Raw genomic sequence first — 26,884 nt, 5'->3', positions numbered from 1 at the left:
TTGACAGTGGTCGACACTTAATTATCTTTAATCCCATTATACCAACTACTAAAACTGGTGTCAAGTATTTTTTGTATAAAAATAGACTTTTTTCCTCAAGATATTTAAAATTCTATTTAAGGGATAAATTACTAGTAATTTTTTGTATATTAAGCACTTTTACCCCTGTTCTTCATCTCATCTATACACTCACAACAGACGATCTTTCCTTTAAATTCTGTAGTGTTACCTGCATTTGAACAGAAAGTACATGCTGGCTCATATTTTTTGAATATAATCTTGTCATCATCTACATAAATTTCCAATGGATCTTTTGTTTCGATCCCTAAAGTCCTTCTTAGCTCAATTGGAATTACCATTCTACCTAGTTCATCTACTTTTCTAACAATTCCCGTTGACTTCATGGCTTTGCACCTCTTCTAACTTTATTTTATAATTTTTGTTGTTAAGACATTTTTCGACAAGTTCTGCAAAGAATTATATCAGAGTTTTAACATTATGTCAATAATTTTTCCAGAAATTTAAAATTAACTTAAATAATAGATAGTTTAGTTGTCTAGGCTAACAAATATAAGTAATTAAAAATTACTTATCTAATAAAAAAAGTTCTAGTGAAATTCACTAGAACTTTTCCATATCTACCTATTTAATTATCCTAATTTCTTTAATATATCCTCAGCAATTACAATTCCAGATGAGGACGCCTGCATTAAGCCACGAGTAATACCAGCACCATCACCTGCAGTATATAGATTCTTGATCTTACTCTCAAGGCTATTATTGACCTCTAATCTAGAAGAATAGAATTTAACCTCTACCCCATACAATAATGTATGTCTTGAATAGACACCAGGACAGATCTTATCTAAAGCTTGTAACATTTCATCTATTGCCTTTAAATGTCTATAAGGCAATACTAAGCTTAAATCCCCTGGAGTAGCATCCTTTAAAGTTGGCTCTACTAAACCACGACTAATCCTTTCAGCAGTTGATCTTCTTCCATTTAAGAAGTCACCTAAGCGTTGTACAATTACCCCTCCACCTAATAGATTAGCCAATTTAGCAATATCCTTACCATATGTAATTGGCTCTTTAAAAGGTTCAGTGAAGTTCTTACTAACCAATAGAGCAAAGTTAGTATTTTGAGTCTTCATAGTAGCATGACTATGACCATTTACTGTGATTAAGCCATTATTATTTTCATTAACTACATCGCCATTTGGACACATACAAAAGGTTCTGACCTTATCATCAAAAGTAGGTGAATGGTAAACAAACTTGGACTCATAAACAACATCAGTCAGTTCTTTCATTATAGCAGCTGGTAATTCAACTCTAACTCCTATATCTACAGGGTTAATTGTGGTGGTAATATTTAACCTTTGAGCTTCTTTACTTAGCCATTCTGCATTCTCTCTACCTGGTGCTACAACTACTATCTCACTTTTAAGCTCTTCATTCTTAGAAGTTTTTACCCCTATAACTCTATCATCTTGAGTTAAGATCTCTGTAACCTTAATGCCTGTTCTAATTTCAACACCATTATCTGCTAAATATTCCTTCATCTCTGCTAAGACACTCTTACTGTGTCCAGTCCCTAAATGCCTGATTTTTGATGGAATAAACTTCAGTTCAGCCATAGTAGCACGATCATGGATGTTTTGAATTATTTCGTTAGAAGGACCATATAGCTTATCTGGTGCACCAAACTCTTTATAAACTTCATCAGCATAAGCTATTAATTCAGATAATCTATCTTTACCTATATATTCATCTAAATGTCCACCAATCTCATTAGATAGGGTCAACTTGCCATCACTAAAGGCTCCTGCTCCACCCCACCCACATACAATAGAACAGTTATGACACTTAACACAGTCTGTATTTTTAGATTTCATCGGACAATCACGTTTATAAATATCTCTACCCTTTTCTAAAATAAGAATCTCTAAATCACTCTTCTTTACCAACTCTAAAGCAGTAAATATTCCAGCAGGTCCTGCTCCTACAATGATTAAATCATAGCTTTTCGACATAAAATCACCCTTTCAAATAGAGTAGAAAGTTCGTTATTTTTTAACACACAATAATAATATTAACATAAAAAATAAATATTATCAAGATAAAAACTAATAATATTTATTTTTTGTCTATTATTGTTCGTCTTATTTGAAAGGGGATGATTCTACAGCACGATTGATTAAAGAAACTAAATAAATATAAAAGGCAATTACCATTCCATAAACAAGATAATTAGAGACAAAGCCACTGATAATCAAGAAGTCATAAAGACCATGTAAAATAATGACTTGTAATAGACCAGTCCAGATTAAAGAAGGCTTTGCTTCTAATTTAGCCTTTCCTAAATAATAACCCATAATGCCTGAAAAGGAAGCATGAATTAGACTAGTAACTATAGCTCTAATAACCCCAACTTTAAATCCAAAAACATAGGTATATAATAAATTTTCTAAAGCAGCAAAGCCCAAACCAGCAGCTATTGAGTAGATAATACCATCAACTACTTCATCAAATTCATCAGAATTATAGATTGTATATCTAATTACAGCGAATTTAGCTGTCTCTTCTACCAAACCAATCACACCTATTGTTACAAGAAATAATGTCACTAGATTTGGTGGATTTGAAATTAATTTAGCAAAAGGAGCTTCTATTAATCCCACTGGAATAACAGCTAAAGCTCCATAGATAAATGCTTTTATAACTAAATTAGCAGGTTCTGGTTCATATCTATCTTTACGATAAAAGTAGTAAACCCATAATAGACCAGGTAATAATGATACAGCTAATAACCAAAAGAGATTCATCATCTACCTCCTAATTGATGTTTTTCACTTCTGTAATTACTGGATTGACTATAAAAGAGATTTGGTCATAAGGCTTGACTTGATAGTCATCTAATTCATAGAATCCATTAACTAAAATATGATACTTTTCAGGAACTTGTAAAGCTTTTTGTAAATCAACTATGCTAATATAATTTTGAACAACCATCTTAAAATAATCATATCCCTTAGAGCTGATTATTTCTATCCCAATTACCATCTTCTCACCTCATCAATTATTATATCTTAAATTATAATTACTATTCCTATTTTGATAATTAATAGTTTAATTTAGATACAAGTTATAAGCTCAAATAGTAGTATTAGTCTAAATCTTAGTCTTAAACTTAAATCTAGCCCTAATTATAAAATTAATTATAGAATAATTCAATAAATTATCAAAATCACTAATAAAGTCACTATACTTACCACTACCTCTGCTCCTAAACCTACAAAAAAGGCTTTAAAACCTACCTGCTTCATTCTAGCAAATTCAGTCCTAAATCCGACACCAGCAAAGGAGAGCATAAATGACCATTTATATAAATTCTTCATATCACCAACATTATCCTGATTAAAAAAGCCTATAGTTGCTAATAAAGACATTAATAAGAATCCAATTAGAAATTTAGGAAACCTCTCCCAAATGAACTTACCCTTATGCTTTACCTCTCCACTGACACCTTTTCTAGCATAATAAAGAGCAAACAATAAAATAATTACTCCCATTAGAGCATTTCTAGACAATTTGGTTATAGTGGCTACTTGACCTGCCTCTTCTGAAAAGGCAAAGCCTGTTGCTAAGGACTCTGCTGTATTATCAATTGCTAAACCGGACCAGAATCCAAAGGCTTGATGGGATAAATCCATCACCTGACCTAATATTGGATATAAAAATACCATTACTGCACCAAAGATTAAGATGGTAGCTATAGCTAAACTTGCTTCCTCTTCATCAGCATCAATTGCTCCCGAGGCTCCTATAATTGCTGAAACTCCACAGATGCCAATCCCAATCCCCAATAAACTCCCCAATTTATCGCTTAAGCCAAATTTTTTAGCCAGATATTTAGCTGTAGCAATAGATACTATTATCTCAACTATCACCAATAGCAATCCAATCATTCCGATCTGAAAGATACTCTGTAGCGCCAATCTAGCTCCCAATAGTACAATCCCCAGTTTCAACCAGAGCTCATAGGTCTCAATTCCTGGGACAAAGATTTTTGGTAGCTTGATTGTATTACTGATTAGCATCCCAAGTAAGATAGCAATTAATACATACTCCATATGAGGAATATAACCTGCAATTATCTTAGAAAGATAACCCACTAAAAATAAAAGAATTATCCCAGGAATCTTCTGAATAAAAGCATTATTTAAATAACTATTCTTATCCTTCTCTGCTAATTCGATATCAGACATAATTATCCCTCCCTCTACCAAGGTATATTAGTTATTAATCCAAACTTAACTAATAAGCATAAGATTAAAGCTATAATCACAGCTAACCAATCGGTACTAACCCCTATTTTCTCAAGCTCCATCCCCTGCCTCACCTCCCCTATAAAGTTATTATTATTGAATTAAAAATATGAAAAAACTTTAATTATAGCCATCCAACTTAGAATAAGATTTAAATATGACGTTATAGATAGATAAAGGGACACTTTGATTATGGTTTACACGCAGAGTTGTTTTTCAACTCGTAGGAGGTAGATAGGTAGGTAGATGGTTAGGAACTGCCTAACTACCTAACCCTCTAACTCCCAACTACCAAAGTAAAAAGTGTCGGAATATCCCCATTCAAGAACTTCACTTTAAACTTGAACATCTATATAAGCAGATAGAATTGAATTTATTATCAAGAGAGGCTAGATTTCATTAAATAATTGTATAGTAATAATTAACATATATTCTAGAATATAAATATTCTAAGGAGGAGGTTCAAATGTTAAAAAAGATTCTATATTATCTAGCTAAACCATTTCATAAAAAGACTAATCAAGATAAGAATTCTTTAAAATTGAAATTAGAAGAAGAAAAATTCCCTGAAGATATGATTTTAGAAGAGAAGTGGGACAAATTAAAAGGAGATAAATCAGATCCATTAAGTGAAAGGCAACAGAGATTTGTGATAGAATACTTAAAAGATTATGATATTAAACAGGCAGCAATTAGAGCAGGTTATTCTAAAAGAACTGCCAATGCTAATGGTACAACTCTATTATCTCTAGCTAAAATTAATAGTGCTATAAAAAAAGAGAGAAAAAAGCTAATCAAAAAATGAGCCTATAATAAGGCTCATTTTATCTTAGAATATTATCTTATTGTAGTCATTCAACTTTAGAAAAAAATAAAAATATTATCGCAATATCACCATTAAATTTAATTTTAAATTGACATATCTATAAGAATTTCAGCTAAATCATAAAACTCATCATTTAATTATTAATTTCTACTACTAAACCATCATAAGCAAGTTTAACATGATCAGGCAATTCACTATTAACCTTATTATGCTCTAAATCATGGGATAAGTGAGTAAAGTAAGCTTTAGTAACCCCCAGTTTATCTACTACATCTAAGGCTTCTTCAATATTCATATGGGTCGAATGGGTTCTATACCGTAAAGCATCTATTACCAGTAGCTCAATACCATCTAATAAGGCAAAGCTACTCTCTGGAATATAGCTACAATCAGTTAAATAAGCAAGTTTTCCTATTCTATAACCCAAAATATTTAACTTACCATGTTTAATTGGAATAGGAATAATAGTATTATCATTAAGCTGAAAGTCTCTATCAACAGTGTATAAAATCACTTCGGGGACTCCTCCCCCTATTTGGATTGGATTGAAGATATAAGAAAAAACCCTCTCTACCTCTTGAATAGTCATCTTATTACCATAACAGGGAATACTCCTTCTCTGTAAGCGATTAATCCCCCTTAGATCATCAAAACCCATTAGGTGATCAGCATGGGGATGGGTAAAGAGTACAGCATCAATCTTTCTAATATTATTCTCTAATAGCTGTAATCTAAGTTCAGGTGGAGTATCAACCAAGATAGAGGTATTAGCAATCTCTATATAGATGGAAGAACGATAACGCTTATTCTTAGAATCCTCTGAAATACATGTAGCACATTCACACCCCACCACTGGAACACCATGGGAGGTGCCAGTCCCTAAAAAAGTTATTTTCATGACTATGCCTCCAATCCAACTTTGACACTTATATAAATCTTACTATATCTAAAGTAGGTCTATGCTTTTAAAATTGACTTATTTTAAATTTTAAGAATCAAGTAAAGAAGATTACAACTCCAAGTATTAAGATAATCATTATAGCTGCAAAGATACCTATTATTAAGATATTCTGATCAATCTCCTTTAAGCCTTCCCTTTGATTTGATTCATTCTCAATGATTGTTTTATTAAATTTCACCTTCAATTCTGGATCAATGACTAAATTCCCAAAAATATTTGACTTAAACTGAACTAGAACATTATAGCGATCTAACTCTTTATTATAATTGATCTCATAGATCATTCCTATTAAATCACCATCTTCATTCTTTTCTAACATAGAAACTATACTTTTAGAAATCTCTCTATCATCATTTACCTTAACTATTAACTCATCACCTAAATTTAATTCTGTAATCTTTCTCCCCTTTACTGGTGAAATAATAGGGGTACAATTCAATTTAATATCTATATTCAACTTTCCATTATTAGTAGCCCCATCTAAAGCATCTTTATCATTATTAGACGTAGCTTCTTTGTCGGCTACACCCTCTTTTTTATTAAGTAATTGAGGATAAATAACCCTCAATTCCTCTTGATTGATCCTCTCAATAATTAAATTTAAGCTAACTGCTTCTTGTATTATATTCTCGATAGTCTCTTGAACTATTCTTTCAATCTCTTCGTTGTTATTAGCCTCAACTAAACCCGTTACATCTAAATTATCCTTAATTTCTAATCTCAAATCATTATCCTCTGTAGTAGCAGTCCTCTCCATAAATTCATCTAATTCATCCTTAAAGAAGCTGATATGGAGATTAATATCCCAAATATCCCGATCTGAGGTTAAAAGTGCACTAGCCTTAATTAGAGACTTAGATTTAATGTCTATAATTAGATTGATAAAGCCATAGTTCTTTGTCCGTCCACCATAATTAAATTTACAGTTAATCAGTAAGTAACCATCCTGTAAGCCTTGTGTTTCCACTCCATTATCCATCTCTTTATCCTCAACTTCTACATTATTCATCTCTTCTGTCATAATGCACCAGTCCTTTTTATATATTATTAACCTTTATATTCTATATAAACCTTTCAATTCCCCCTTAATATTATAAACAAAAAGAAAAACCCTAAATAAATTTAAGGTTTTTCTTTCAAATTAATTTTTTAATTGTTTAATGAATACAATAGCCCCTTAGATTTTAAAAATCCAGCCAGTTTTTTGTAAATAAGTAAGGTTAATCCAGAATTAATAAATGCCTTGATAATATTAAAAGGGATTATTCCTGGTACTAAGACCTTCAATACCTCTTGACGAGGAATCCCATAAAATATAGGGGTTAATAAGAGATTAGCAAAAGCCATAATCACAGTCATTGCTATAGAAGCTGCAAGTAGACCATAAACTGCTGTCTTTTGAGTACGATTATGATTATAAATATAACCTGCTACAAATACCAGAGTTCCTGTTGCTAAAAAATGCATAAAAGCTCCAAAAGGACCTCCCAACCCTACAAAGATAGACATTAAAATTGATAAGATTAAAGTAGCTCCTACAGCAGCCCCTGGACCATAGAGAAAAGCTATGATCAGAATCGGTAAATCACCTGCTTCATAAAGTAAGTAAGGTACTGTTGGAATAATTGGAAACTTAATAGTAATCATCAGAATCAAGGACAATGCCGATAATGCCCCAATGTTAGTCATCTTCTTCAAATCCATACTTCTTCTCTCCTTTTAGCCAAATTATTAATAACAGAAAAAGACCCCAAAGATTAAATCCTCAGGGTCTTAAATACTTTTGTATAAAATCGCTTCATCTTCTCTCATCCGGACTATACCGTCGGTACTGGAATTTCACCAGTTCAGCTTAAAAAGCTCGTGGACTATTACCACCGGTCAGGAATCTCACCCTGCCCTGAAGATAAAATTATTATTCACTTTTCCTTAGTTAATATTATATTCCAATTAGAAGAGAGTTGCAAGTAAATATTTAATTTGTAGTGACATAATAGAAAGAGATTGCGACACTTTTTACTTTAGTGTATAGTGTATAGTTGATAGTTGATAGTTAAGTTCAAACTCTTAAAAATAAGTGTTTTAACTATCAACTATCAACTCAAAAAGTGTCATAATATCCCCATTAACCGTTATTATCTATCTCAACTCTCACTACCTACTGGTACTAACACATCAAAATGCTGGAATTATATTCCCTTGATACTCTTCAATAATAAAGTCTTTTACAGCTTGAGAGTTCAAGGCTTCTGCTAGCTTTTTGATTGCAGGATTATCTTTATCCTCTGTCCTTACCGCTAGGACATTGGCATAAGGAGAACTAGCATCCTCTTTGATAATTGCATCTTCAGCTGGCTTAAGTTCTGCTTCAATTGCATAGTTAGCAGTAATTACTGCTGCATCGACATCTTTTAAAATTCTTGGTAGTTGAGCGGCTTCTAGCTCTTTAAACTCTAAATTCTTTGGATTATTTATAATATCGGCAGGAGTAGCTGTTAACTCCACATCATCAGCTAATTTAATCAGTCCTGCTCTTTCTAGTAATAATAATGCTCTTCCTTCATTGGTTGGATCACTAGGGATTGCCACTAAGCTACCTTCCACTAACTCTTCTAAACTGCTTATCTTATCAGAATATAGGGCAGTAGGTGGGATATGAACCTTAGTTACCTCTGTTAAATCTAAGCCTCTCTTCTCTTTAAAGTTATTCAGATAAGGTATGTGTTGAAAGTAATTAGCGTCAATACTACCATCAGCTAAGGCTAAATTGGGAGTGACATAATCTGTAAACTCTTTAACCTCTATTTCAATCCCTTCTTTAGCTAAAATTGGCTTAACTACATTCTCTAAGATAGCAGTATGAGGAACTGGTGTTACCCCAATTACTATCTTCTTATCAATCCTAGCCTCCTTTGTGCCACAAGCAGTCAATACTAGAACAGCAATCAATAAAGTTATAAAAACACTAATATTCTTCTTCATAGATAATTCCTCCTAAGCTTATAATCTTATAGTCTTATAATATTTTTATTGGCTACCAACTAATAGTCAGTAGCCAATAGGTTATAAGTTAATTAAAATGCAGGTACAATAGCACCTTTATATTTATCTGCAATATACTCTTTAACTTCTGGAGAATTCAATGCTTTAACCAATTTTTGTAGAGTTTCATTGTCCTTATCCTCTGTTCTAACAGCTAAAATGTTAGCATAAGGTGATTCACTACCTTCAATAATTAGTGCATCCTTTGTAGGTACTAAATCAGCTTCTAAAGCATAGTTAGTATTGATAATAGCAGCAGTAACATCCTTTAATACTCTTGGTAATTGGGCTGCTTCTAGCTCTTTAAATTCTAAATTTTTTGGATTCTCTACAATATCGACTGGAGTGGCTGTTAAACCAGCTTTATCACTTAATTTAATCAGACCTTTAGACTCTAATAATAATAATGCTCTTCCTTCATTAGTTGCATCACTAGGAATTGCAATCACTGAACCATCTTTTAGCTCTTCAAGCTTAGAAATCTTCTTTGAATAAAGCCCGATTGGCTCAACATGAACCTTAGCAATAGAGACTAAGTCTAAACCTCTCTCTTCAGCAAAGTTATTTAAATATGGGGTGTGCTGGAAGAAGTTAGCATCAATACTTCCATCTGCTAATGCCAAGTTAGGAGTAACATAATCAGTAAACTCCTTAACCTCTAAAGTAATTCCTTCCTTCTCTAATAAACCTTTAACTACATCATTTAAAATCTCAGCATGGGGTACTGGTGTAGCCCCTACCACAATCTTATCAGCCTTAACACTAGCTTCTTGACTACCTCCACAACCAACTACTAATACTCCTACCAATAATACAGCTATTAAAATAAGTAAATTTCTTTTCATCTTCTCTCCTCCTCTTTTTTATAAAAATTCAAATAATAAATAATAATGAATAAATAAAATCTTAAATATTTATATTTTTTACTCTTTATTAACTATTCTTTATTAACTGTGATCTAACCTTCTTGCTAAATAAGTACCTAAATTTTGAATAATTTGAACTATTACCACCAATAAGACAACTGTCTTAATCATCACATCAGTCTGGAAACGGTGATACCCATAACGGATTGCTATATCCCCTAAGCCACCAGCTCCAATTGCCCCTGCTATCGCTGAATAACCAATTAAACTAATAGCAGTAATCGTTAGTCCTAAAACTAAAGATGGTAGAGCTTCTGGCAATAACACCTTACTGATAATCTCCCAAGGATTTGCTCCCATTGCTTGAGCAGCCTCTATAACACCACCATCAACCTCTTTTAAAGCACCCTCTACAATCCTTCCTATAAAAGGTACAGCACCGATAGTTAATGAGACAACAGCTGCTGAAGTTCCAATCGAAGTTCCTACAATAATTCTAGTTAAGGGAATCAAAGCCACCATCAAGATAATAAAGGGAATGGAACGGGTGATATTTATAAAGGTACTTAATATCAAATTTATAGCTTTATTCTCTAAAATATTACCTTCTTCGCTGACAACCACCCCTATCCCTAAAGGAATGCCAAATAAAGATGCTAAAAGCATTGAAACTGAAACCATATATGCTGTTTGCAAGATTCCTTGCCATAAGAGCCCACTATCCTTAATTAGAAGAGAGAACACTTCCTTCATTCTCAATCACCTCCACTTTAACCTCTAATTCTTCAACTAAATAGTTAATTCCATCCTCTATTATTGATGGATTTTCACAGGTCAATTCAATAATCAATGTTCCAAAAGGTGTTCCTTGAATCTTATCTATATTACCATAAAGTATATTAGCATCAATGGCAAAGTTATGCACCAACTCTGAAACCATCGGCTTAGCTGCTGATTCACCGATAAAGGATACTTTAACTAGCCTACCTTTATCTGGATTAGCCACAGTTACTCTAGATAATAGTTCTTCTGGAACATTAGCATTGATTACCCTCTCAATAAATCTTTTAGTAACCTCTGCTTGAGGATTGGTGAAGATATCAATCACATCACCATGCTCAGCAATAGTTCCTTTATCTAAGACAGCTACCTTGGTACATATCTCTTTAATAACTTCCATTTCATGGGTTATAATCACAATAGTAATCCCTAATTTATCATTAATCTTCTTTAATAACTCTAAAATAGAGTGGGTAGTCTCTGGGTCTAAGGCTGAAGTAGCCTCATCACAGAGCAACACCTTAGGATCATTTGCCAAAGCTCTAGCAATTCCTACCCTCTGCTGCTGCCCGCCACTGAGCTGGCTAGGATAATTATTAGCCTTGTCAGCCAGACCAACCAACTCTAATAGTTCTGCTACCTTAATAGTAATCTCCCTTTTAGTCTTGCCTGCAATCTCTAGAGGAAAAGCTACATTATCAGCTACAGTTCTTGATTTAAGGAGATTGAATCTTTGGAAGATCATTCCCATCTCTTTTCTTGCTTCACGCAGCTTATAGGTACTCAATTTAGTGATATCTTGACCATCTATAATAACCTCTCCTGCTGTGGGCTCTTCTAGTAGGTTAAGGCAACGAATCAAGGTACTCTTTCCTGCACCACTTGGTCCAATTACTCCAAAGATTTCTCCCTCACCTATGTCTAGATTAATATTATCAAAAGCAACTACTTGCTTATCCTTACTCTGATAAATCTTTGTTAAATTATTGATCTTAATCATAATAGTTCCTTCTCTCCTTATTAAAAGAATTCCCCTCTTCTACCCAATAGAGAAGAGGGGCTATCAGTTCCCTGCTCTTATCTATCAGGAATTAGCACCGCCATAGAACCTAATTTTGAGTTTAAGTTTAAGCCTAAGTCTAAATAAGAATAGCCTCTTAACTTAAACTTAATCTCAAGCTCAGACTTAATATACTACCGGTTGCTGGGCTTCATCGGGCCAGTCCCTCCACCTCTCTTGATAAGAATCTATATGGTCATTAAAGTTTAAGTTAAGCTTTAATGAAAGTAACGAGTAACAAGTGATGAGTGACGAGCAATTATCAAAAACCTGCTACTTATACTTTTTCTCAGTTAAGTATCACATCCAACTTAAAAAAACTTCTTCTACAAGAGAAGAAGTTTTACCGTCTTCTCTTATCTATCAGGAATTAGCACCTTTCCCCTTGCAGGGGGGTTGCTGGGTTTCATAGGGCCGGTCCCTCCACCTCTCTCGATAAGAGTTACTTATTTAAGTTATTAGTATCATATCAATTTATTTATCATTTGTCAACAGCTTTTGAAAAATTGCTTATAGCAAATCTTTCAAAGCCTTGCTTAGCTGGTCAGGACAAGATGTTCCATTACGACACTCAATCCCTGCTAATTTATTAGCAACATGCTCAATAGTCTGCCCCTCTGCTAAAGCTGCAATGGCTGATTGGTTACCACTACAGCCTCCAATAAACTTTACCTTCTCAATAATCTTTGCATCATTAATCTTAAATCTAATCTCTCTGGCACATACTCCACTTGTTTTAAAGACTTGCATTCTAACGACCTCCTAAATTATTAACTGATTCAATTATACCAGAGAGTTAAATTATAAATCAACTACTATTGGATTTATTATAAGTTATCAAGCTAATGCACTCTCATCACCTGAATCTAAGGTAAATAAGCAAGAAGATCTAAATTTATCCTTATATGCCCTCAACTCTTCAAAATCAATCTCTTCTGGTAAGGGTATTACCTGCAAATCTGCTTTTGGCAGTTCATCATAAGCTTCAGGCTTTTTGGCAAATACATTGACATTAGGAATTCTGCCCATTTCTGCTACCAGACTTAAGTATTCTTTAGCATCTTGGCTATACTCTTGACTTTCAAGCTCTGCAATCATTCTTAGGTTTGCTTCCCAATTGAGCTTAAGCTTATAGGCTATTAATATAGCTAAATCCTGGTTATCTAGCTCCATATCAAGGTCCCACTCAGGTCCTTGATTTTCAAACCAGAGATTCACATCCTCCTCTTTACCCATACCTTTAACTGGATGCTCATCAAATAATAGCACTCCAATCTCATTTTGACGGCATATCTTAATCAGCTCTTTCATATCATCTTCACGTTTTGGATCTTCTGGCATCTGTAGTAAGATGATATTTGGTTTAAAGAAGGTACTTCCAAAGGTCTGAATCCCAGCCTTTAAATTCTCACTAAACTCTGAGACAGTAATCACTGTCCAAGAAGCAAATATCCCTTTCTTTCTAATTCCTTCAGTAAAATCTGATAGTTCATCAATTAACCTGTCCTTATCTTCCTTATCAGCAAGTCCTATTATCTTCAAAAAACCCTTTGGATAACAGATATCTTTAACAAAGCTATAGGACTTATCCAACCAAGCTGTATTTTCTATTGGTAAGAGTAGATTTGCTTTCCAAGTCCTCTCTTGATGGAGAGTTAAATCATGTACCTTTTTAGCTGCCCATTCAGCTAATGCCTCAAATAAACCACTTCTAACATCACCAAAAGGAGCATTTAAGTGACGTCTTAGTAAAAGTCCATGGATTAATAAAACAATTGCTACTGCAACTATACTAAAGGTAGGATTGATGATAAACATTGCAAAGATACATCCCAAAGCACCTACTAGCGAAACAAAATTTGGTATCCTAAACATCGGTCTAAAGCTGACCAATTGCAAACTCTGCTCAATTAGAACTACTACATTAATCATAGTATAAGTGATTAAAAAGAACATTGTAATTAATGGAGCAAGTACATTTAAATCCCTAAGCATAATTGCAGCTAAGACTATTGCTCCTGTTAAAAACAGTGCATTTCTTGGCTCTCCATTAATGGATTTTCGAGCAAACCACTCTCCTTTAGGTAAGATATTGTGATTGCCAAGAGCTTGAAGAATCCGTGGTGCTCCTACAATAGAGGAAAGGGCTGATGAAAAAGTAGCTCCCAACAATCCTATTAAAACTGCTGGTCCCCAAGCAGCTTTATCAATCATTACCGTATAGTTCTCAACAAGTTCTGAAACCGATGCCGAGCGGGCTAACCAATAAGCTAAAACAAGATAGATTACTACACTAACACCGATAGCAGTCATGGTACCTAAAGGGATATTCTTGCGAGGGTTCTTAAGCTCCCCTGACATATTAGCCCCTGCCATAATCCCTGTTGAAGCAGGAAAAAAGACTGCAAAAACTGCCCAAAAGCCTATCCCTGAAAAATCATTCTCTGGGGAACCTGGGAATTTCCCTATCCATTGAATATCAAAGTGCATAGAACCCATAAAAGCTGCTATAACTACACTCAATAATGATGCTCCTATAATTAGTAAAATTAAGTGCTGTATCTTAAAAGCAAAGTTAGCACTGATAAAGGCAATTGTAAATAGAACAAAAAAAGTAATCAAATCTATAAATATCGCTGGGTGATTAGGAAAGAGCCATTGCCACCCACTACGAAAACCAAAGATATACATTGCTACAGCCAAGGTCTGAGATAGATATAAAGGTACTCCTATACTTCCGCCAACCTCAAGACCTAAAGACTGGGAGATAACCGAAAAAGCCCCTCCAGCACCAATTCTGATGTTAGTTGTTATTGAAGAGAGGGATAAAGCAGTACAGGTAGTGATTCCAAAGGATAAAAGAATAATCCCCCAAGAACCTAATAACCCTGCATTACCTACTACCCAGCCTAGCCTTAAGAACATTATTACCCCTAAGATAGTCAGTAAGGTTGGTGTAAATACACCAGCAAAGGTACCAAATAGCTGAGATTCATCCTTCTTCCCCTTAGCTTGTTCTCCTAAGCTCTTGTTCTCATTATTTTCTACATCAACTTTAGAATTAGCCATTACCAATCCCCCTTTATTTATATTTTTTCAATTAATATTTCTCTCTGTGAAATTATTGAAATAAACCTTAATTCACCTTAGCTTCATCCTTATCTTGAAAAATAAAATACATAAGTAATCCTAATCCAATCCAAATCCCACTAGTTACCCAAGCTATTATGCTTAAATCAAACAATCTGATTGAAAGGATAAATTGCATAATAATAGCTACAATCGGTACAAAGGGAAAATAAGGCATCAGATAGCCATAATTTAATTCATTACCCTGCTCTTTACGTATTTTAAAGACAGCTAAATTTACAAACATAAAGATTAGCAAAAACATTATATCTGCTCCTGCAGCAACATCCTCTACAGGTAAAGTAGCTGCTACTAAAACTATAATAATTGACGACAATAATAAGGCTATATGGGGTGTCTTACTATTTTTAGATATTTTCGATATCTTTTTTGGTAGACTACCATTCTTACCCATTGCATATGCAACTCTAGTGGAAGAGTAAGTGGTAGCATTCAGTGCTGAGGTGCTAGATAATAAAGCTGCAACAGATACCATTATTCCACCATAGGGTAATAAATGCTTAACAGCATTGGCAAAGCCAGTTGTACCTTCTTGCTCAAACCACTTCCAGACTGCTATTTCGCCTGTCTCAACACCTATGATTGTAGCAAAAGCAATAATTACATAAATACTCACTACAATCACTAAAGAATAAAAGATAGCTTTAGGTATATTCTTCTTAGGATTAACTGTCTCTTCTCCAGCTTGAGCAATCACCTCATAACCTTCAAAAGCAATATAGGTAAAGCCCATAGTTACCAGTATCTTACCCCAACCTTTGGGTAAGAAGGGAGAAAAATTACTGAAATTATCGGGCTGTAAAAAAGCTGCTCTAATACCAGCAACTCCAATCAACCCTAAAACTGATAACTTACCTAGAGTAATATAAACACTTGTATTCCCCGTCTCAGAAGAGCCTTTATAATTAATAAATACAAAAACTAATGCTATTATCACAGCAGTAACTCTCATAAATAGATTCTGATTCAAACTAAATTTTTCAAAGAAATTTATACCTTCTAATAATAAACTCGAATATTTAGCAAAGGTAATTGCATAAAGGCTCCCAGATATAGCATGTCCAAACCATGATAACCAGCCTCCCATAAAACCAATAATTCCACCAAAGGCTTCATTAATATAAGTATATCCACCACCAGCCTTGGGAATTGCAGAAGCTAATTCAGCATAAGTCATAGAAGAGAAGAAGGCTAGTAAACCATTGAGAATAAAAGCAATTAAAACTCCACCAGGACCTGAAACCCCTATAGCTATACCTGTAGCTACAAAAACGCCAGCCCCAATCATCATCCCTACTCCCATCATCGTTACTTGAAATAGAGTTAAATCACGGGATAATTCAGGTTGCTTGTCTGTTTCTTCAGCCATTAATTATCACCAACCTTCAAATCTAACTCATCCTCTATCTCATCTAAATTCTTTAACTCTTTTTTATTTATAATTTCAATTATATTTTTAGATTTTAATAATAGAAACCAAATTAATCCATAACCACCTATGATAATGGCTAATCCTATAATTTTATTTGTAGTCAATTTAGCCAACCTCCTTAATTAGTAATTATTATTATTACTTATTTCTATCTTATGATAATCTTTATCTAATGTCAAATTATAGGAGATTGGCTGATTATTATCTCATTATTGAATCAATAGTTTCATTATTTACTTAAATATTCCATAGCAGACTTAGCTAAGATAGCCATTCCAATAGGCAATGCCTCTTCATCAAGATTGAACTTAGGGTGATGCCAAGGATAGATCTTTCTATCAGAATTACTGACTCCTAGGTGTAAGAAGAAACCTGGTACTTCTTTGGCATAACTAGCAAAATCCTCTCCTGCCATCAAGGGATTCTTTAAGATAACTGTATTATCTGCGCCAATTAACTCCTTACTTACTTGGGTAACTAAAGCAGTTAACTGCTCATCATTCTCTAAGACTGAATGACCAAATTGATAATCGAAGGTATAACCACCACCAAAAATATCGGTAACTCCATCGATAGTCTGTTCCATCAATAAAGGTACTTTATCTCTGACCTCTGGATTTACAGTTCTAACTGTCCCTTCTATCCTGACCTCATCAGCAATGACATTATAGCTTTCACCACCACACAGCTTACCAATAGTTAAGACAGCTGGCTCTACTGGACTGATTCTTCTACTAACTATCGACTGTAGATTCTGAACTATATCAGCAGCGATAATGATTGCATCAATAGTCTCATGGGGAGCCGCACCATGACCACCTTCACCTTTGACAGTTATCTTAAACTTGTCGGTAGCAGCCATAATAGGACCTTCTTTGATTCCTACAGTTCCCACTTCTAGCTGTGGATTGACATGAATTCCAAAGATAGCTTCTACCTTTGGCTTTTCTAACACCCCTTCTGCAATCATAGTCTCTGCACCACCAGGCATTTCAGTCTGCTCCTCATTTGGTTGGAAGATGAATTTGACGCTCCCCTCTAGTTCTTCTTTGAATTTAGTCAGTAACTTGGCTACACCTAAGACCATTGCAGTATGGGAGTCATGACCACAGGCATGCATCTTCCCTTCATTATTTGATTTGTAGTCACAATGATTCTGCTCCTTGATTGGTAGAGCATCCATGTCTGCTCTAATAGCAACTACCTTGTCTCTGTTCTTACCTTCTAAAAAGCCTACAACTCCAGTTCTTGCTACCCCTTCCTCTACCTCTAAGCCTAAAGACCTTAAGTAATCAGCTACTAGCTTTGCAGTCTCCCATTCTTCAAAGCCCAATTCAGGGTTGGCATGAATCTCTCGCCTAATCTTAATAATCTCATCCTTTATCTCTAAAGCCTCTACTTTCATATTTATCATAAATTTACCACCTCTTTTTTCCATTATATTTACTTATAAGAAAATCGTGTTTCTAAGTCTTTAGTTTAAATTAAAATGGATTATTTATGCTAAGAGATAATAAAAAAGCCATTTGGAGAATTCTCCAAATGGCTTTTTTATTCATATACTTCTATCTAATCCTATCCTTCTAAAGATCCATCTTAACTCCCAAATAGCCTTTGACCTCTTGCCCATCAGTTGTCACTCCTAATCTAGGTACTACAGAGAGATAATTAAAGAGACCCATCTCAACTAAAAATTCGTAACCTCCAGAAAGGTCATGATTATCATCTTCTAATTCATGGGCATAATCTATAAAAACACTACCATAGATATCACCAAGGAAGATATTAGGACTCCATGAACCACTTCTAACCTCTGTTAATTTATGAATGTAGTCTACACTAAGTTGATACCCATCATCGACCTCTGCTGAATCAAAGGAACGGATGCTCTCTTCACTATCAAAATCATCATACCTTTTAGCTTTAAAGGCTAGACTACTGTTATTAAAGGTATAACGATAATTAAGTGTTGTATTAATACTATCATCAACCTTTAGATTGACCTCTGATGATAATGAAATATCCTGTCTAGGATAAGAGAAGAAGACGGCCAATTTTGGATTCGAGTCTTCATCAAAGTCTGTACTATAACCTAAGTTCAATGATGATAAACCACTTAATTTAGATGAATAAAGTGGATAGTCCAAAGACAATTCTGTACTTCTCTGATTATCCTCTTCATCATCTTCAAAGTTACTTACTGCTAAATTCAATGAATTTAATAGTTTAGTGCCAAAGGTAAAAGAAAAATCATCAAAATAATTAAGCAGATAATAATTTTGACCCAAAGCATCCTCGCCCATCAAGAATGGAAATCTTAGATAGGGCTTAAACAAGTAACTTAAACTCTTAAGTCCAGCACTTCCTCCTTTAACTTTGCCATCAAAATCTATATTTAAAGCTCTTTCTTCTTCTACTTCTGGTATGGCAACAGATTTAAAATCTAAGTTCTTTCTATAAACCCCTTCTCCATCTGCTGTTAAACTAACAAAATAATACTTATCTTGATAGGGTATTCCATCTACACTATAAGCACCTGTAGTAATTTGAGCTAACCTTTTAGATAATAAATCATAGCTATAAACCGAATGGTGATCATCATAATTGGCTGTAAAATAAATCTTATCACCTATCACCTTGATAAACTCTTCTGTATAAGGGGTCTTGATAATCGGTTCTAAAGATACTTTATCCTGCTCTAAATCTAAATAGTTAATATTCCAAGAACCGACCCTCTGCTTAGCAACTACTATAAATCTATCTCGATAAGCTCTGATTTCGCTGATAAGCTCCTCTGTTACTGCTAATTTCTCTTTACCCTTAGAGCTATAACTCCAAAGCTCTGAACCAAACTCCTCTTTATTATCCTTACTATAAATAATCTCTCCAGTAGCTAAAACTACAAAGTCCTTAAAATCATCTCTAAAAATTTTATGACTCTTACCTGTAGTTAAATCATAACTATATAAGACTCCTAAAGTACCTCTGCCAGATTGCTTTAAATTTGCAAATCCCCGCTCAAAATCAAGTAAGGAATAATATATTTTGTCCCCAACTATTTGCATCGAAGTTGCACTAGAAGAGTTCATTAATTTAAGAACCTTCTCTTGACCACTACTAGGGTCATACTCTGTCAAAGCTAAATTTCTCTTTGAATTAAAAGGTGCTGAAGTTAAACGCAGTTCTTTTAAATAATATATCTTACCATGAGCAGTGAGTAAGTTATAGATTCTTCCACTCTTATTCTCCAAGACTTGTTGACCATCTACCTGCCAACTCTGATAATTCTGCTTTGCTTCTTCTTTCCAATCTTCAAATAAGTCAGGAAAGCCTTTACCATAGACTGTCTTAGCAGAATTATCTAGAGATAAGCTAGGAAAGAAGATACCATAAGGAGCGGAGGTATCAGAACCATTTAATTTAAAATATTCAGCCAGCTTATCTTCACCATATTCTTTGCCAAGATATTCAAAGAACTCTCCACCATAAAGATACCACTGCCCCCTTGGATAATGATTATGAGGGTAAGTCGCCTCTGAAATAGATGGTAGCTTATTCTCCTTAGCCTTAGTAGCTATCAGGGCATCATAATAACCTGTATTTAGCCTACCCTCATAAGGGCTAAGCTGTGACTCTTGATAGACAGTTATCCCCTCGACCATCCACAATGGAATGAAAGGTGCTGAATTGGTAGAATAGGCATTACCAAAAAGACGAGCCAATACTCCTACTGTACCTGAAGTATTTGTCATCTGTGAAATATGGGTAAATTCATGGACACTAACACTTCTAAGCCAACTATGACCATTCTCTAGTCCACTCATCGCTGCATAGGTTGAGGGATTATTGGTATAAATATCAATCTTAGTAGTAATAGGATCAGCCATTCCATTACTCTCATTTCCCATATCCTGAAGCACTACAGTAGTCTTAAACTGAGCAGAATTACCTGTAACCTCCCTTACCTCTGATTGATATTTCTCTAAATAATAAAGTACCTCTGTCCCTTGCCATTCATAACCTTTAGGATAAAAGACAATAAAATCATCTGTCTCATAATACTTCCAATCCAAGACAGCTGCCGATACGTTAACTGTAAATCCCAATATAATAAGACAAAGGAAGATAAATAACAAGTTCCTCCTTTTTTCCATTTCAAATCCTCTCCTATCAATATTTATTATCTATTTAATTCTTTATCATCAATAAATTCCCTACTGAAATAGTAAAAATTAATTATATAAATTTAATTTAAATACGAGGCTGCGGATATTGAAACACTTTTACTTCAGTTTACAGTGTACAGTTGACGGTTAAGTTCAAAATCACCAAAGCTCTTAAGGTATAATTTATTCTTTTTACTATAAACTGTTCACTGTCAACCGTCAACTCGAAAACAGTGTCGCAATATCTCTCTAAAGCTCAATTTGAAATTATAAGCAAATTAAATAGCTTATAAGATTTTAGTAATATTTTGTTAATATTTTCTTAATACCCTCTTAATATCCTTATATTAAAATAAAATAAATACTGATTTTTAGTTTTAAAGACCTTAAATAGATTCACTAACAACTATAATCTTAAAAGGGGTGAAATTATGAAAGGAAATGAACTGATTAGTGATTTGATTAGGAAGATAAAATTAGGTATCAAATCAAAGATTAATCTACTTGTAATTCTGGTATTTATCAGCCCTCTACTTAGCCAGTTTTTGGACAAGCTCTTAGGCAATTATATCAATATCGAGTATGTTCTCCATCTACTAGAGGCTATAACCTTCTTACTGATTATATCTTTTATTACAGGAAGAAATAGAGTTGTCTTATTAAGGGTTTCAGAAGCTATGGAAGATTTGACTGCCCATAGTGAAGAACTTTCTGCTTTATCTGAAGAAGGTAATGCCAGTATCAAGACTACAAGCGAGTTAATAGACAGTATAACTGCAAGTATTAAGCAGGTTTCTGCCAGTACAGATGAGGTCAGTGCTGCTACCCAGCAGGCTAATGATAATGCTTATGTTGGTGAGGAGAAGATTACTCAGACCTTACGTAATATGATTAATATCAACAAATCTGTAGAGAAGGCTGTCAAAGTAATAGGACAATTAAACGGTACTTCTAAGGAGATTGGAGGGATAGTCCAGACTGTAGAAAATATAGCTGACCAGATCAACCTTTTAGCCCTAAATGCTTCAATTGAAGCTGCTAGAGCAGGTGACTATGGCAAAGGCTTTGCCGTAGTAGCAGAGGAGATAAGGCAATTAGCCAAAGAGACTAACCGCTCTACTCAAAATATCTCCTCTTTAATCACAGATGTTCAAGGCCAATCAAAGACCTGTTCTAATGCTATTGAAGAAGTAGAGAACCAAGCCAAAGAAGGACATGAAATTACTAAAGAAGTTGCAGATGTCTTCTTTAACCTTGAAGAATCAAGCTCAAAAGCAGCTAAGCAAACTCAAGAGATTGCCACAGCTACCAAGGATTTAGCTGACCATAGTGAAGAGATGAGAGCAGCTGCACAAGATATCCAAAATATGTCTGATGAAGTTACCCTTTCATCCCAAAACCTAGCAGCTATTGCTCAAGAATTTAGTAACCTAATAGATAGTATTCAAATTTAATTTATAAAATAGATAAGGTGGGCAAATTTGCCCACCTTATCTATTTACATAATATAAAATTATACGATCCTTCTAGCCTTAATCTATGAAGTGATGATACTTTGAGTTTAAGTTCAAGATTGAGTAAAACATAAAAACATTCTTTTTAATGTTTTTCTTAGACTTAGACTCAGACTTAATCTTAAACTCTAAAATATCTATAATAAGCTAACTATGTTTATATCGCTGTCTCTCCTCTTTCGCCAGTTCTAATTCTAACAACCTCTTCAACTGGATAAATAAATATCTTACCATCACCTATCTCACCAGTTTTGGCATTAGCAATGATAATATCTAAGATTTCTTCTACAGCCTCTTCTTTACAGACAATCTCTAACTTAACCTTAGATAAGAAATCAACCTTATACTCTGCTCCTCTGATAATCTCTTTTTTACCTTTCTGCCTTCCAAAACCTTTAGCTTCTGTTACTGTCATTCCTTTTACACCAACCTCATTTAATGCATCTTTAACTATATTTAGCCTTGATGGTTTAATTATTGCTTCTATCTTTCTCATATCTAAACTCCTCCTTAATCTCACTCTTAAATAGATATATTCTACAATCAGCAACAATTACCTTTAGAGTAGATAGAAAATGACAAATGTGAGCTTTGCGTAAGGTTGATGTAAAAATACTTGACATCAGTTGTGAGGTTGTTTATAATTATTTTATAGTTAAAATAAAATACATAAAGGGGTAATCAAAATGAATTTAAATAATTTGATCCAAAGTACTAATGTCTTATTCTTATTATTAGGAGCAATCATGATCTTTGCAATGCATGCTGGCTTTGCATTTTTAGAAGTAGGTTCTGTTAGAAGAAAGAACCAAATAAATGCTTTGGTAAAAATATTGACCGATTGGGCTGTTTCAACTGTTGTCTATTTCTTAGTAGGCTTTCCAATATCTTATGGCATCAGTTTTATTAAACCTGCTAATGAATTAATGGCTACTGATATGGGCTTTAGTTTAGTAAGGTTCTTCTTTTTATTAACCTTTGCTGCTTGTATTCCTGCTATTATCTCAGGAGGGATTGCTGAAAGGGCAAAGTTCTGGCCTCAAGTAATTGCAGGGGCAGTCTTTGCTGGAGTATTATATCCTTTCTTTGAATCATTGATCTGGGGACAGAATTCTGCAGTATTTCAAGGTTTTATCAAGTCCATTGGTGGTGCTGAGTTTAGTGATTATGCAGGATCTGTCGTTGTTCACTCCTTTGGAGGATGGCTAGCATTACCAGCAATCTTAATCTTAGGGGCAAGAAAAGGAAGATATAGTAAAACAAAAAGCAATCCCATTCCAATTAGTAATGTTCCTTTCTTGGCATTAGGAAGCTGGATTTTGGCTGTTGGTTGGTTTGGATTTAATGTAATGAGTGCTCAAAATTTAGGTGATATATCAGGCTTAGTTGCAATCAACTCTCTATTTGCTATGGTTGGTGGAATACTAGTAGCTTTAGTCATCTCTAAAAATGACCCTGTCTTTATCCATAATGGTGCTTTAGCTGGCTTGGTTGCTGTCTGTGCAGGTTCTAACTTATATCATCCATTGGCTGCCTTTGTTGTTGGAGGAATAGCATCAATTATCTTCGTTAAAGGATTTACTATAGAAACAGAAGTATTTAAGGTAGACGATGTTTTAGGTGTCTTTGTCTTACATGGTTTAGTAGGAAGCTGGGGTGGAATTGCTTCTGGAATCTTCACTCATAAAATCTTTGGAGGTCTAGGAGGCTTAAGCTTCATCTCTCAATTATTAGGAACCTTCTCTGCAATTGCTGTAGCTTTAGTAGGAGGATCTTTAGTTTATCTCGTTATCGACAAGACTTTTGGCTTTAGAATGTCTGCTTCTGATGAGGAATTAGGTTCAGATTTATCAACTCACTCCTTAGAAGCTTACCCTGAAGAGAGCTTAGGAGTAATGAATTCTTTAGATACTTATCAAGAGAATAATTTAAATGTAGTATAGATTAATTTATAAGAGAAGATAACCAAGGTCGTCCTTTTCTGGTATCAAAATGCTTATTGCTTAAGATAACTCAGAAAGGGCGACTTTACTATAATATAATTAATCATATGGAGGAGAATATAATGATCAAAATAATAGCATCAGACAACCGCTATACAGTTAAACGTGATTGGATTGAATGTAAGTTGAGCTTTTCTTTTAAAGAAGATAAGGAAAATAGTCAAGGATTTGGTGTATTAAAGGCTTTTAATGATGATGTCATTAAAGCAGGTGAAGGTTTTACTAGACATCCTCACACTAATATGGAGATCGTTAGCTATGTAATAGATGGACAGTTGGGGCATGAAGATAGCCTTGGAAATGTTGGCTTAGTAAATGCTGGCGGAGTACAGCGAATAACAGCTGGTAGTGGTGTTGAACATACAGAGCACAACCACTCTGAAGATGAAGAAGTTCACTTTTTACAGCTCTGGTTTGAATCTAAAGATAAAGATGTAGCACCTAGCTGGGAAGAGAAAGACTTTAGTAAAAAAGAGCAACTAAATAAGCTACTTCCTATCGTCTCAGGTCATAATCAAGAAGGTACTTTAAGTATCAATCAGGATGTTGATATTTATCTGGCTACCTTAGAAGCTAATAATGAATTATCTTATAGCTTAAAAAATAAGCGTAAAGTCTATTTATTTGTTATTGAAGGTTCTTTAGAATTAAATGATAGCTACGATTTAGCTAAAGGAGATTCTGCCCAAATAGAAGATACTTCTCAAATAACTTTAGCTACAAATGATAAAACAGAAATCATCTTAATAGATTTAATTTAATAATTATAACTTAAATAAGTCTCTAGCTTTTAGCTAAAGACTTATTTTTTGCCTAATACTTATTAAATTAAATCTAAATTAAAAATCTCTATTTCTCTAATTTCAAGATAAAATAATTTTAACTTCAGAATATAGTTAGCTTATATATTCTATGTATTATAATGAGAATGTTTCAGGTTCACTAGTAAAAGAACAAATAGTAGCTGTTCCTTTGCTGAAGTATAACACTGCAAAAATTCCATCATCAACGCTGTACATCTGCTTTAGAGTTGGAATAGTTTGCAATGCAAATTCCTTTACCTCACGTCTATCATCATTTACAACTTTTCCAGTAATACGAATCCATTGTTGATTTTTATCCATAGCAGAGATTTCAACCTTAGGATTTTCTAACATTTGCTCAAAACATTTTTTTGTATTATTTGTAGCAATGTATAATTTTCCTTCATATTCAAAGGCAGCCCCAAAGGGTCTAACTCTAGGTTGATCCCCTTCAGTAGTTGCTAAATAAAAAGTACCACTTTCTTTTAAGAAATCTAATGCTTTTTTCATTTCTCATTCCTCCATTTTTATTAGATATTTATAACAACTTGGATATCAAAGTATTTGGAAAAATAATATTTAATTTGATATCCAAGTATTATATTAAAAAATTATTTGAAGTTACTATAAATTTTATTTAGTAATTTTAAAAACAACTCTTTTTCTTCTTCTTTAATTCCTTGATATTCCATCTGGTAGAGTTTTTTAGATATTCTATCAAAATCATCTTTCAATCCTTGACCTTTTTTGGTCAGAAAGATAATACTAGATCTTCTATCTTCAGGATTTTCTTTTTCATCTAAATATCCTAATTTCATTAATTTTCTAACTAGAGTAGTTACTGTAGAACGATCACGATTAATTTTATTAGCAATCTCAGTCATCGTTAATTCATTATTTTTAAATAAAACAAAGAAGATATCACCATGGGAAGGAGCTATATTTTCTAATCCAATCTTCTTTAATTCCTTTAATAAGAAATTATTGGCTTCTTGTCTAATAAGATTAATCAGTTTAATGCTATTATCTGTATTCATAGGTATTAGTCCTTTCTTTAGATGAGCTAATTCTTCATCCTAATTTCATTATACTTGGATGTCCAAGTAATATCAAGTAAAATTATTAAACTTTTTCTGCAACGAATTAAGGATTAAAGTAATTTTTTAAATTCACCTTACTTTAAATTCGCAAAATTCGTTGCTAATAAATTATATCTATATATTTTTTTAGATTTTTTCACTCATCACTTCTTACTCGTTACTAATTTAATATCTAATTATACTTTTTCATTAGACCTTCCAAGACAATCTTAGCATACTCTTTAGCTCCAAATAAGGACAAATCTTTATAATTACCACATTGAATAGGGTTTGCTGCTGGAATTTCCTCAGCCTCTAAGACCTTCTTAAGCCCATTAATCCAAGCAACAGCTACCTCCGCTTCACTTCTTTCTCCTACTAAGATTAGATAAAATCCTGTTCTACAGCCCATTGGTGATAAGTCTACTACATCATCTAACTCTTCTCTGATAAAGCCTGCTAATAGATGTTCTAAGCCATGAAGAGCAGCTGTTGGCATTGCCTCTTGATTAGGCTGGAGAAACCTTAAATCAAATTTAGTGATAATATCACCCTTAGGTGTTTCAATAGTACCAGCCTTTCTAGCAAAGGGTGCGCTGACCTTAGTATGATCCATTGTAAAGCTCTCTACAACTACTTTTTTCATTTAAAATCCCCCTTTATTGATTTAGTTTAAGGTTAAGTCCAAGTCTAAGTAAAACATTGAAACCGTATTTTTATGGTTTACTTAATCTTGACCTCAAAAAGATAATATAGTATCTATCTCTCATATCCTTTAGCTATTAGCAAGATATAGATTCGTGAATCTAGAATGAAATTTAACTATGAAGCTATATAGGGATATTAGGACACTTTTTACTTTGGTAGTTGG

Annotated in this window: 26 protein-coding genes and 3 riboswitches; of the genes, 4 read left to right on the top strand and 22 right to left on the bottom strand. The window is 33.8% G+C overall.

Annotation, left to right across the window (positions count from 1 at the left end):
- Nucleotides 1-149 precede the first annotated feature (149 nt).
- From BX659_RS04035 to BX659_RS04015, 5 genes are all read right to left on the bottom strand, one after another.
- Nucleotides 150-404: an AbrB/MazE/SpoVT family DNA-binding domain-containing protein gene (locus BX659_RS04035; protein ID WP_097017101.1), complete on the bottom strand. Its 255-nt coding sequence runs from the start codon at nucleotides 402-404 to the stop codon at nucleotides 150-152.
- Between the two features lie 246 nt (nucleotides 405-650).
- Nucleotides 651-2,036, bottom strand: coding sequence for an NAD(P)/FAD-dependent oxidoreductase (locus BX659_RS04030; RefSeq protein ID WP_097017102.1), 1,386 nt, complete (start codon nucleotides 2,034-2,036; stop codon nucleotides 651-653).
- 129 nt (nucleotides 2,037-2,165) lie between these two features.
- The gene (locus BX659_RS04025) at nucleotides 2,166-2,828 is read right to left on the bottom strand and encodes a PrsW family intramembrane metalloprotease (RefSeq protein ID WP_097017103.1); all 663 of its coding nucleotides are present in this window, start codon (nucleotides 2,826-2,828) and stop codon (nucleotides 2,166-2,168) included.
- A gap of 10 nt (nucleotides 2,829-2,838) precedes the next feature.
- A complete protein-coding gene (locus BX659_RS04020; RefSeq protein ID WP_097017104.1) occupies nucleotides 2,839-3,066 on the bottom strand; it encodes a hypothetical protein in 228 nt (75 codons plus the stop codon).
- Nucleotides 3,067-3,233: 167 nt separating this feature from the next.
- Entirely contained in the window at nucleotides 3,234-4,271 is a 1,038-nt protein-coding gene (locus tag BX659_RS04015) for a YeiH family protein (RefSeq protein ID WP_097017105.1), read from the bottom strand.
- A gap of 526 nt (nucleotides 4,272-4,797) precedes the next feature.
- On the opposite strand from BX659_RS04015, the gene BX659_RS04010 reads away from it, so the two are divergent.
- On the top strand, nucleotides 4,798-5,136 hold the full coding sequence (locus BX659_RS04010; RefSeq protein ID WP_097017106.1) for a terminase small subunit: 339 nt from the start codon (nucleotides 4,798-4,800) through the stop codon (nucleotides 5,134-5,136).
- A 154-nt stretch (nucleotides 5,137-5,290) separates the two neighbouring features.
- On the opposite strand, the gene BX659_RS04005 is transcribed toward BX659_RS04010, so the two are convergent.
- The 13 genes from BX659_RS04005 to BX659_RS03950 all read right to left on the bottom strand — a co-directional run bounded on the left by BX659_RS04005 (nucleotide 5,291) and on the right by BX659_RS03950 (nucleotide 20,554).
- A complete protein-coding gene (locus BX659_RS04005; protein WP_097017107.1) occupies nucleotides 5,291-6,055 on the bottom strand; it encodes an MBL fold metallo-hydrolase in 765 nt (254 codons plus the stop codon).
- Between the two features lie 97 nt (nucleotides 6,056-6,152).
- Entirely contained in the window at nucleotides 6,153-7,139 is a 987-nt protein-coding gene (locus tag BX659_RS04000) for a hypothetical protein (RefSeq protein ID WP_097017108.1), read from the bottom strand.
- Between the two features lie 128 nt (nucleotides 7,140-7,267).
- Nucleotides 7,268-7,822, bottom strand: a complete 555-nt coding sequence (locus tag BX659_RS03995; RefSeq protein WP_097017109.1) for an ECF transporter S component — start codon at nucleotides 7,820-7,822, stop codon at nucleotides 7,268-7,270.
- Nucleotides 7,823-7,914: 92 nt separating this feature from the next.
- Nucleotides 7,915-8,030, bottom strand: a riboswitch (FMN riboswitch).
- A gap of 263 nt (nucleotides 8,031-8,293) precedes the next feature.
- The gene (locus tag BX659_RS03990; protein WP_097017110.1) at nucleotides 8,294-9,100 is read right to left on the bottom strand and encodes a MetQ/NlpA family ABC transporter substrate-binding protein; all 807 of its coding nucleotides are present in this window, start codon (nucleotides 9,098-9,100) and stop codon (nucleotides 8,294-8,296) included.
- A 92-nt stretch (nucleotides 9,101-9,192) separates the two neighbouring features.
- Nucleotides 9,193-10,005, bottom strand: a complete 813-nt coding sequence (locus BX659_RS03985; protein ID WP_097017111.1) for a MetQ/NlpA family ABC transporter substrate-binding protein — start codon at nucleotides 10,003-10,005, stop codon at nucleotides 9,193-9,195.
- A 102-nt stretch (nucleotides 10,006-10,107) separates the two neighbouring features.
- On the bottom strand, nucleotides 10,108-10,779 hold the full coding sequence (locus BX659_RS03980) for a methionine ABC transporter permease (RefSeq protein WP_097017112.1): 672 nt from the start codon (nucleotides 10,777-10,779) through the stop codon (nucleotides 10,108-10,110).
- Nucleotides 10,751-11,806 (bottom strand): methionine ABC transporter ATP-binding protein, encoded by a 1,056-nt coding sequence (locus tag BX659_RS03975; protein WP_097017113.1) that lies wholly within the window; start codon nucleotides 11,804-11,806, stop codon nucleotides 10,751-10,753. The genes BX659_RS03980 and BX659_RS03975 overlap by 29 nt, the downstream gene beginning before the upstream one ends.
- Before the next feature lie 74 nt (nucleotides 11,807-11,880).
- A riboswitch (SAM riboswitch) is annotated at nucleotides 11,881-12,053 on the bottom strand.
- Nucleotides 12,054-12,219: 166 nt separating this feature from the next.
- Nucleotides 12,220-12,308: riboswitch (SAM riboswitch) on the bottom strand.
- 68 nt (nucleotides 12,309-12,376) lie between these two features.
- On the bottom strand, nucleotides 12,377-12,616 hold the full coding sequence (locus BX659_RS03970; RefSeq protein ID WP_097017114.1) for a TIGR03905 family TSCPD domain-containing protein: 240 nt from the start codon (nucleotides 12,614-12,616) through the stop codon (nucleotides 12,377-12,379).
- A gap of 87 nt (nucleotides 12,617-12,703) precedes the next feature.
- Nucleotides 12,704-14,935, bottom strand: a complete 2,232-nt coding sequence (locus BX659_RS03965) for an amino acid permease (protein ID WP_097017115.1) — start codon at nucleotides 14,933-14,935, stop codon at nucleotides 12,704-12,706.
- Nucleotides 14,936-15,002: 67 nt separating this feature from the next.
- Nucleotides 15,003-16,385, bottom strand: a complete 1,383-nt coding sequence (locus BX659_RS03960; RefSeq protein WP_097017116.1) for an APC family permease — start codon at nucleotides 16,383-16,385, stop codon at nucleotides 15,003-15,005.
- Entirely contained in the window at nucleotides 16,385-16,552 is a 168-nt protein-coding gene (locus BX659_RS18935) for a hypothetical protein (protein ID WP_172431845.1), read from the bottom strand. The genes BX659_RS03960 and BX659_RS18935 overlap by 1 nt, the downstream gene beginning before the upstream one ends.
- Before the next feature lie 125 nt (nucleotides 16,553-16,677).
- Nucleotides 16,678-17,862: a M20 metallopeptidase family protein gene (locus BX659_RS03955; RefSeq protein ID WP_181186408.1), complete on the bottom strand. Its 1,185-nt coding sequence runs from the start codon at nucleotides 17,860-17,862 to the stop codon at nucleotides 16,678-16,680.
- Nucleotides 17,863-18,031: 169 nt separating this feature from the next.
- Complete coding sequence (locus BX659_RS03950; protein ID WP_106231623.1) at nucleotides 18,032-20,554, bottom strand: hypothetical protein; 2,523 nt, start codon at nucleotides 20,552-20,554, stop codon at nucleotides 18,032-18,034.
- A 491-nt stretch (nucleotides 20,555-21,045) separates the two neighbouring features.
- On the opposite strand from BX659_RS03950, the gene BX659_RS03945 reads away from it, so the two are divergent.
- Entirely contained in the window at nucleotides 21,046-22,068 is a 1,023-nt protein-coding gene (locus BX659_RS03945) for a methyl-accepting chemotaxis protein (protein ID WP_097017119.1), read from the top strand.
- Nucleotides 22,069-22,285: 217 nt separating this feature from the next.
- On the opposite strand, the gene BX659_RS03940 is transcribed toward BX659_RS03945, so the two are convergent.
- On the bottom strand, nucleotides 22,286-22,624 hold the full coding sequence (locus BX659_RS03940) for a P-II family nitrogen regulator (RefSeq protein WP_097017120.1): 339 nt from the start codon (nucleotides 22,622-22,624) through the stop codon (nucleotides 22,286-22,288).
- Between the two features lie 190 nt (nucleotides 22,625-22,814).
- Between BX659_RS03940 and BX659_RS03935 the strand changes: the two genes are divergently transcribed.
- Both BX659_RS03935 and BX659_RS03930 read left to right on the top strand, forming a co-directional pair.
- Nucleotides 22,815-24,071: an ammonium transporter gene (locus BX659_RS03935; RefSeq protein ID WP_097017121.1), complete on the top strand. Its 1,257-nt coding sequence runs from the start codon at nucleotides 22,815-22,817 to the stop codon at nucleotides 24,069-24,071.
- Nucleotides 24,072-24,193: 122 nt separating this feature from the next.
- Entirely contained in the window at nucleotides 24,194-24,892 is a 699-nt protein-coding gene (locus BX659_RS03930; protein WP_172431847.1) for a pirin family protein, read from the top strand.
- Between the two features lie 156 nt (nucleotides 24,893-25,048).
- Here the strand turns inward: BX659_RS03930 and BX659_RS03925 are convergent, their stop codons facing one another.
- The 3 genes from BX659_RS03925 to BX659_RS03915 all read right to left on the bottom strand — a co-directional run bounded on the left by BX659_RS03925 (nucleotide 25,049) and on the right by BX659_RS03915 (nucleotide 26,659).
- Entirely contained in the window at nucleotides 25,049-25,444 is a 396-nt protein-coding gene (locus tag BX659_RS03925) for a pyridoxamine 5'-phosphate oxidase family protein (RefSeq protein WP_097017123.1), read from the bottom strand.
- Nucleotides 25,445-25,545: 101 nt separating this feature from the next.
- Entirely contained in the window at nucleotides 25,546-25,971 is a 426-nt protein-coding gene (locus BX659_RS03920) for a MarR family winged helix-turn-helix transcriptional regulator (RefSeq protein WP_097017124.1), read from the bottom strand.
- A 235-nt stretch (nucleotides 25,972-26,206) separates the two neighbouring features.
- Nucleotides 26,207-26,659 (bottom strand): S-ribosylhomocysteine lyase, encoded by a 453-nt coding sequence (locus BX659_RS03915; RefSeq protein WP_097017125.1) that lies wholly within the window; start codon nucleotides 26,657-26,659, stop codon nucleotides 26,207-26,209.
- Nucleotides 26,660-26,884 lie beyond the last annotated feature (225 nt).

This window comes from Orenia metallireducens (assembly GCF_003001995.1).
GTDB lineage: Bacteria > Bacillota > Halanaerobiia > Halobacteroidales > Halobacteroidaceae > Orenia > Orenia metallireducens_B.
The sequence above is the reverse complement of the archived record's forward strand: the minus strand, read 5'-3'. Positions and strand labels throughout refer to the sequence as shown.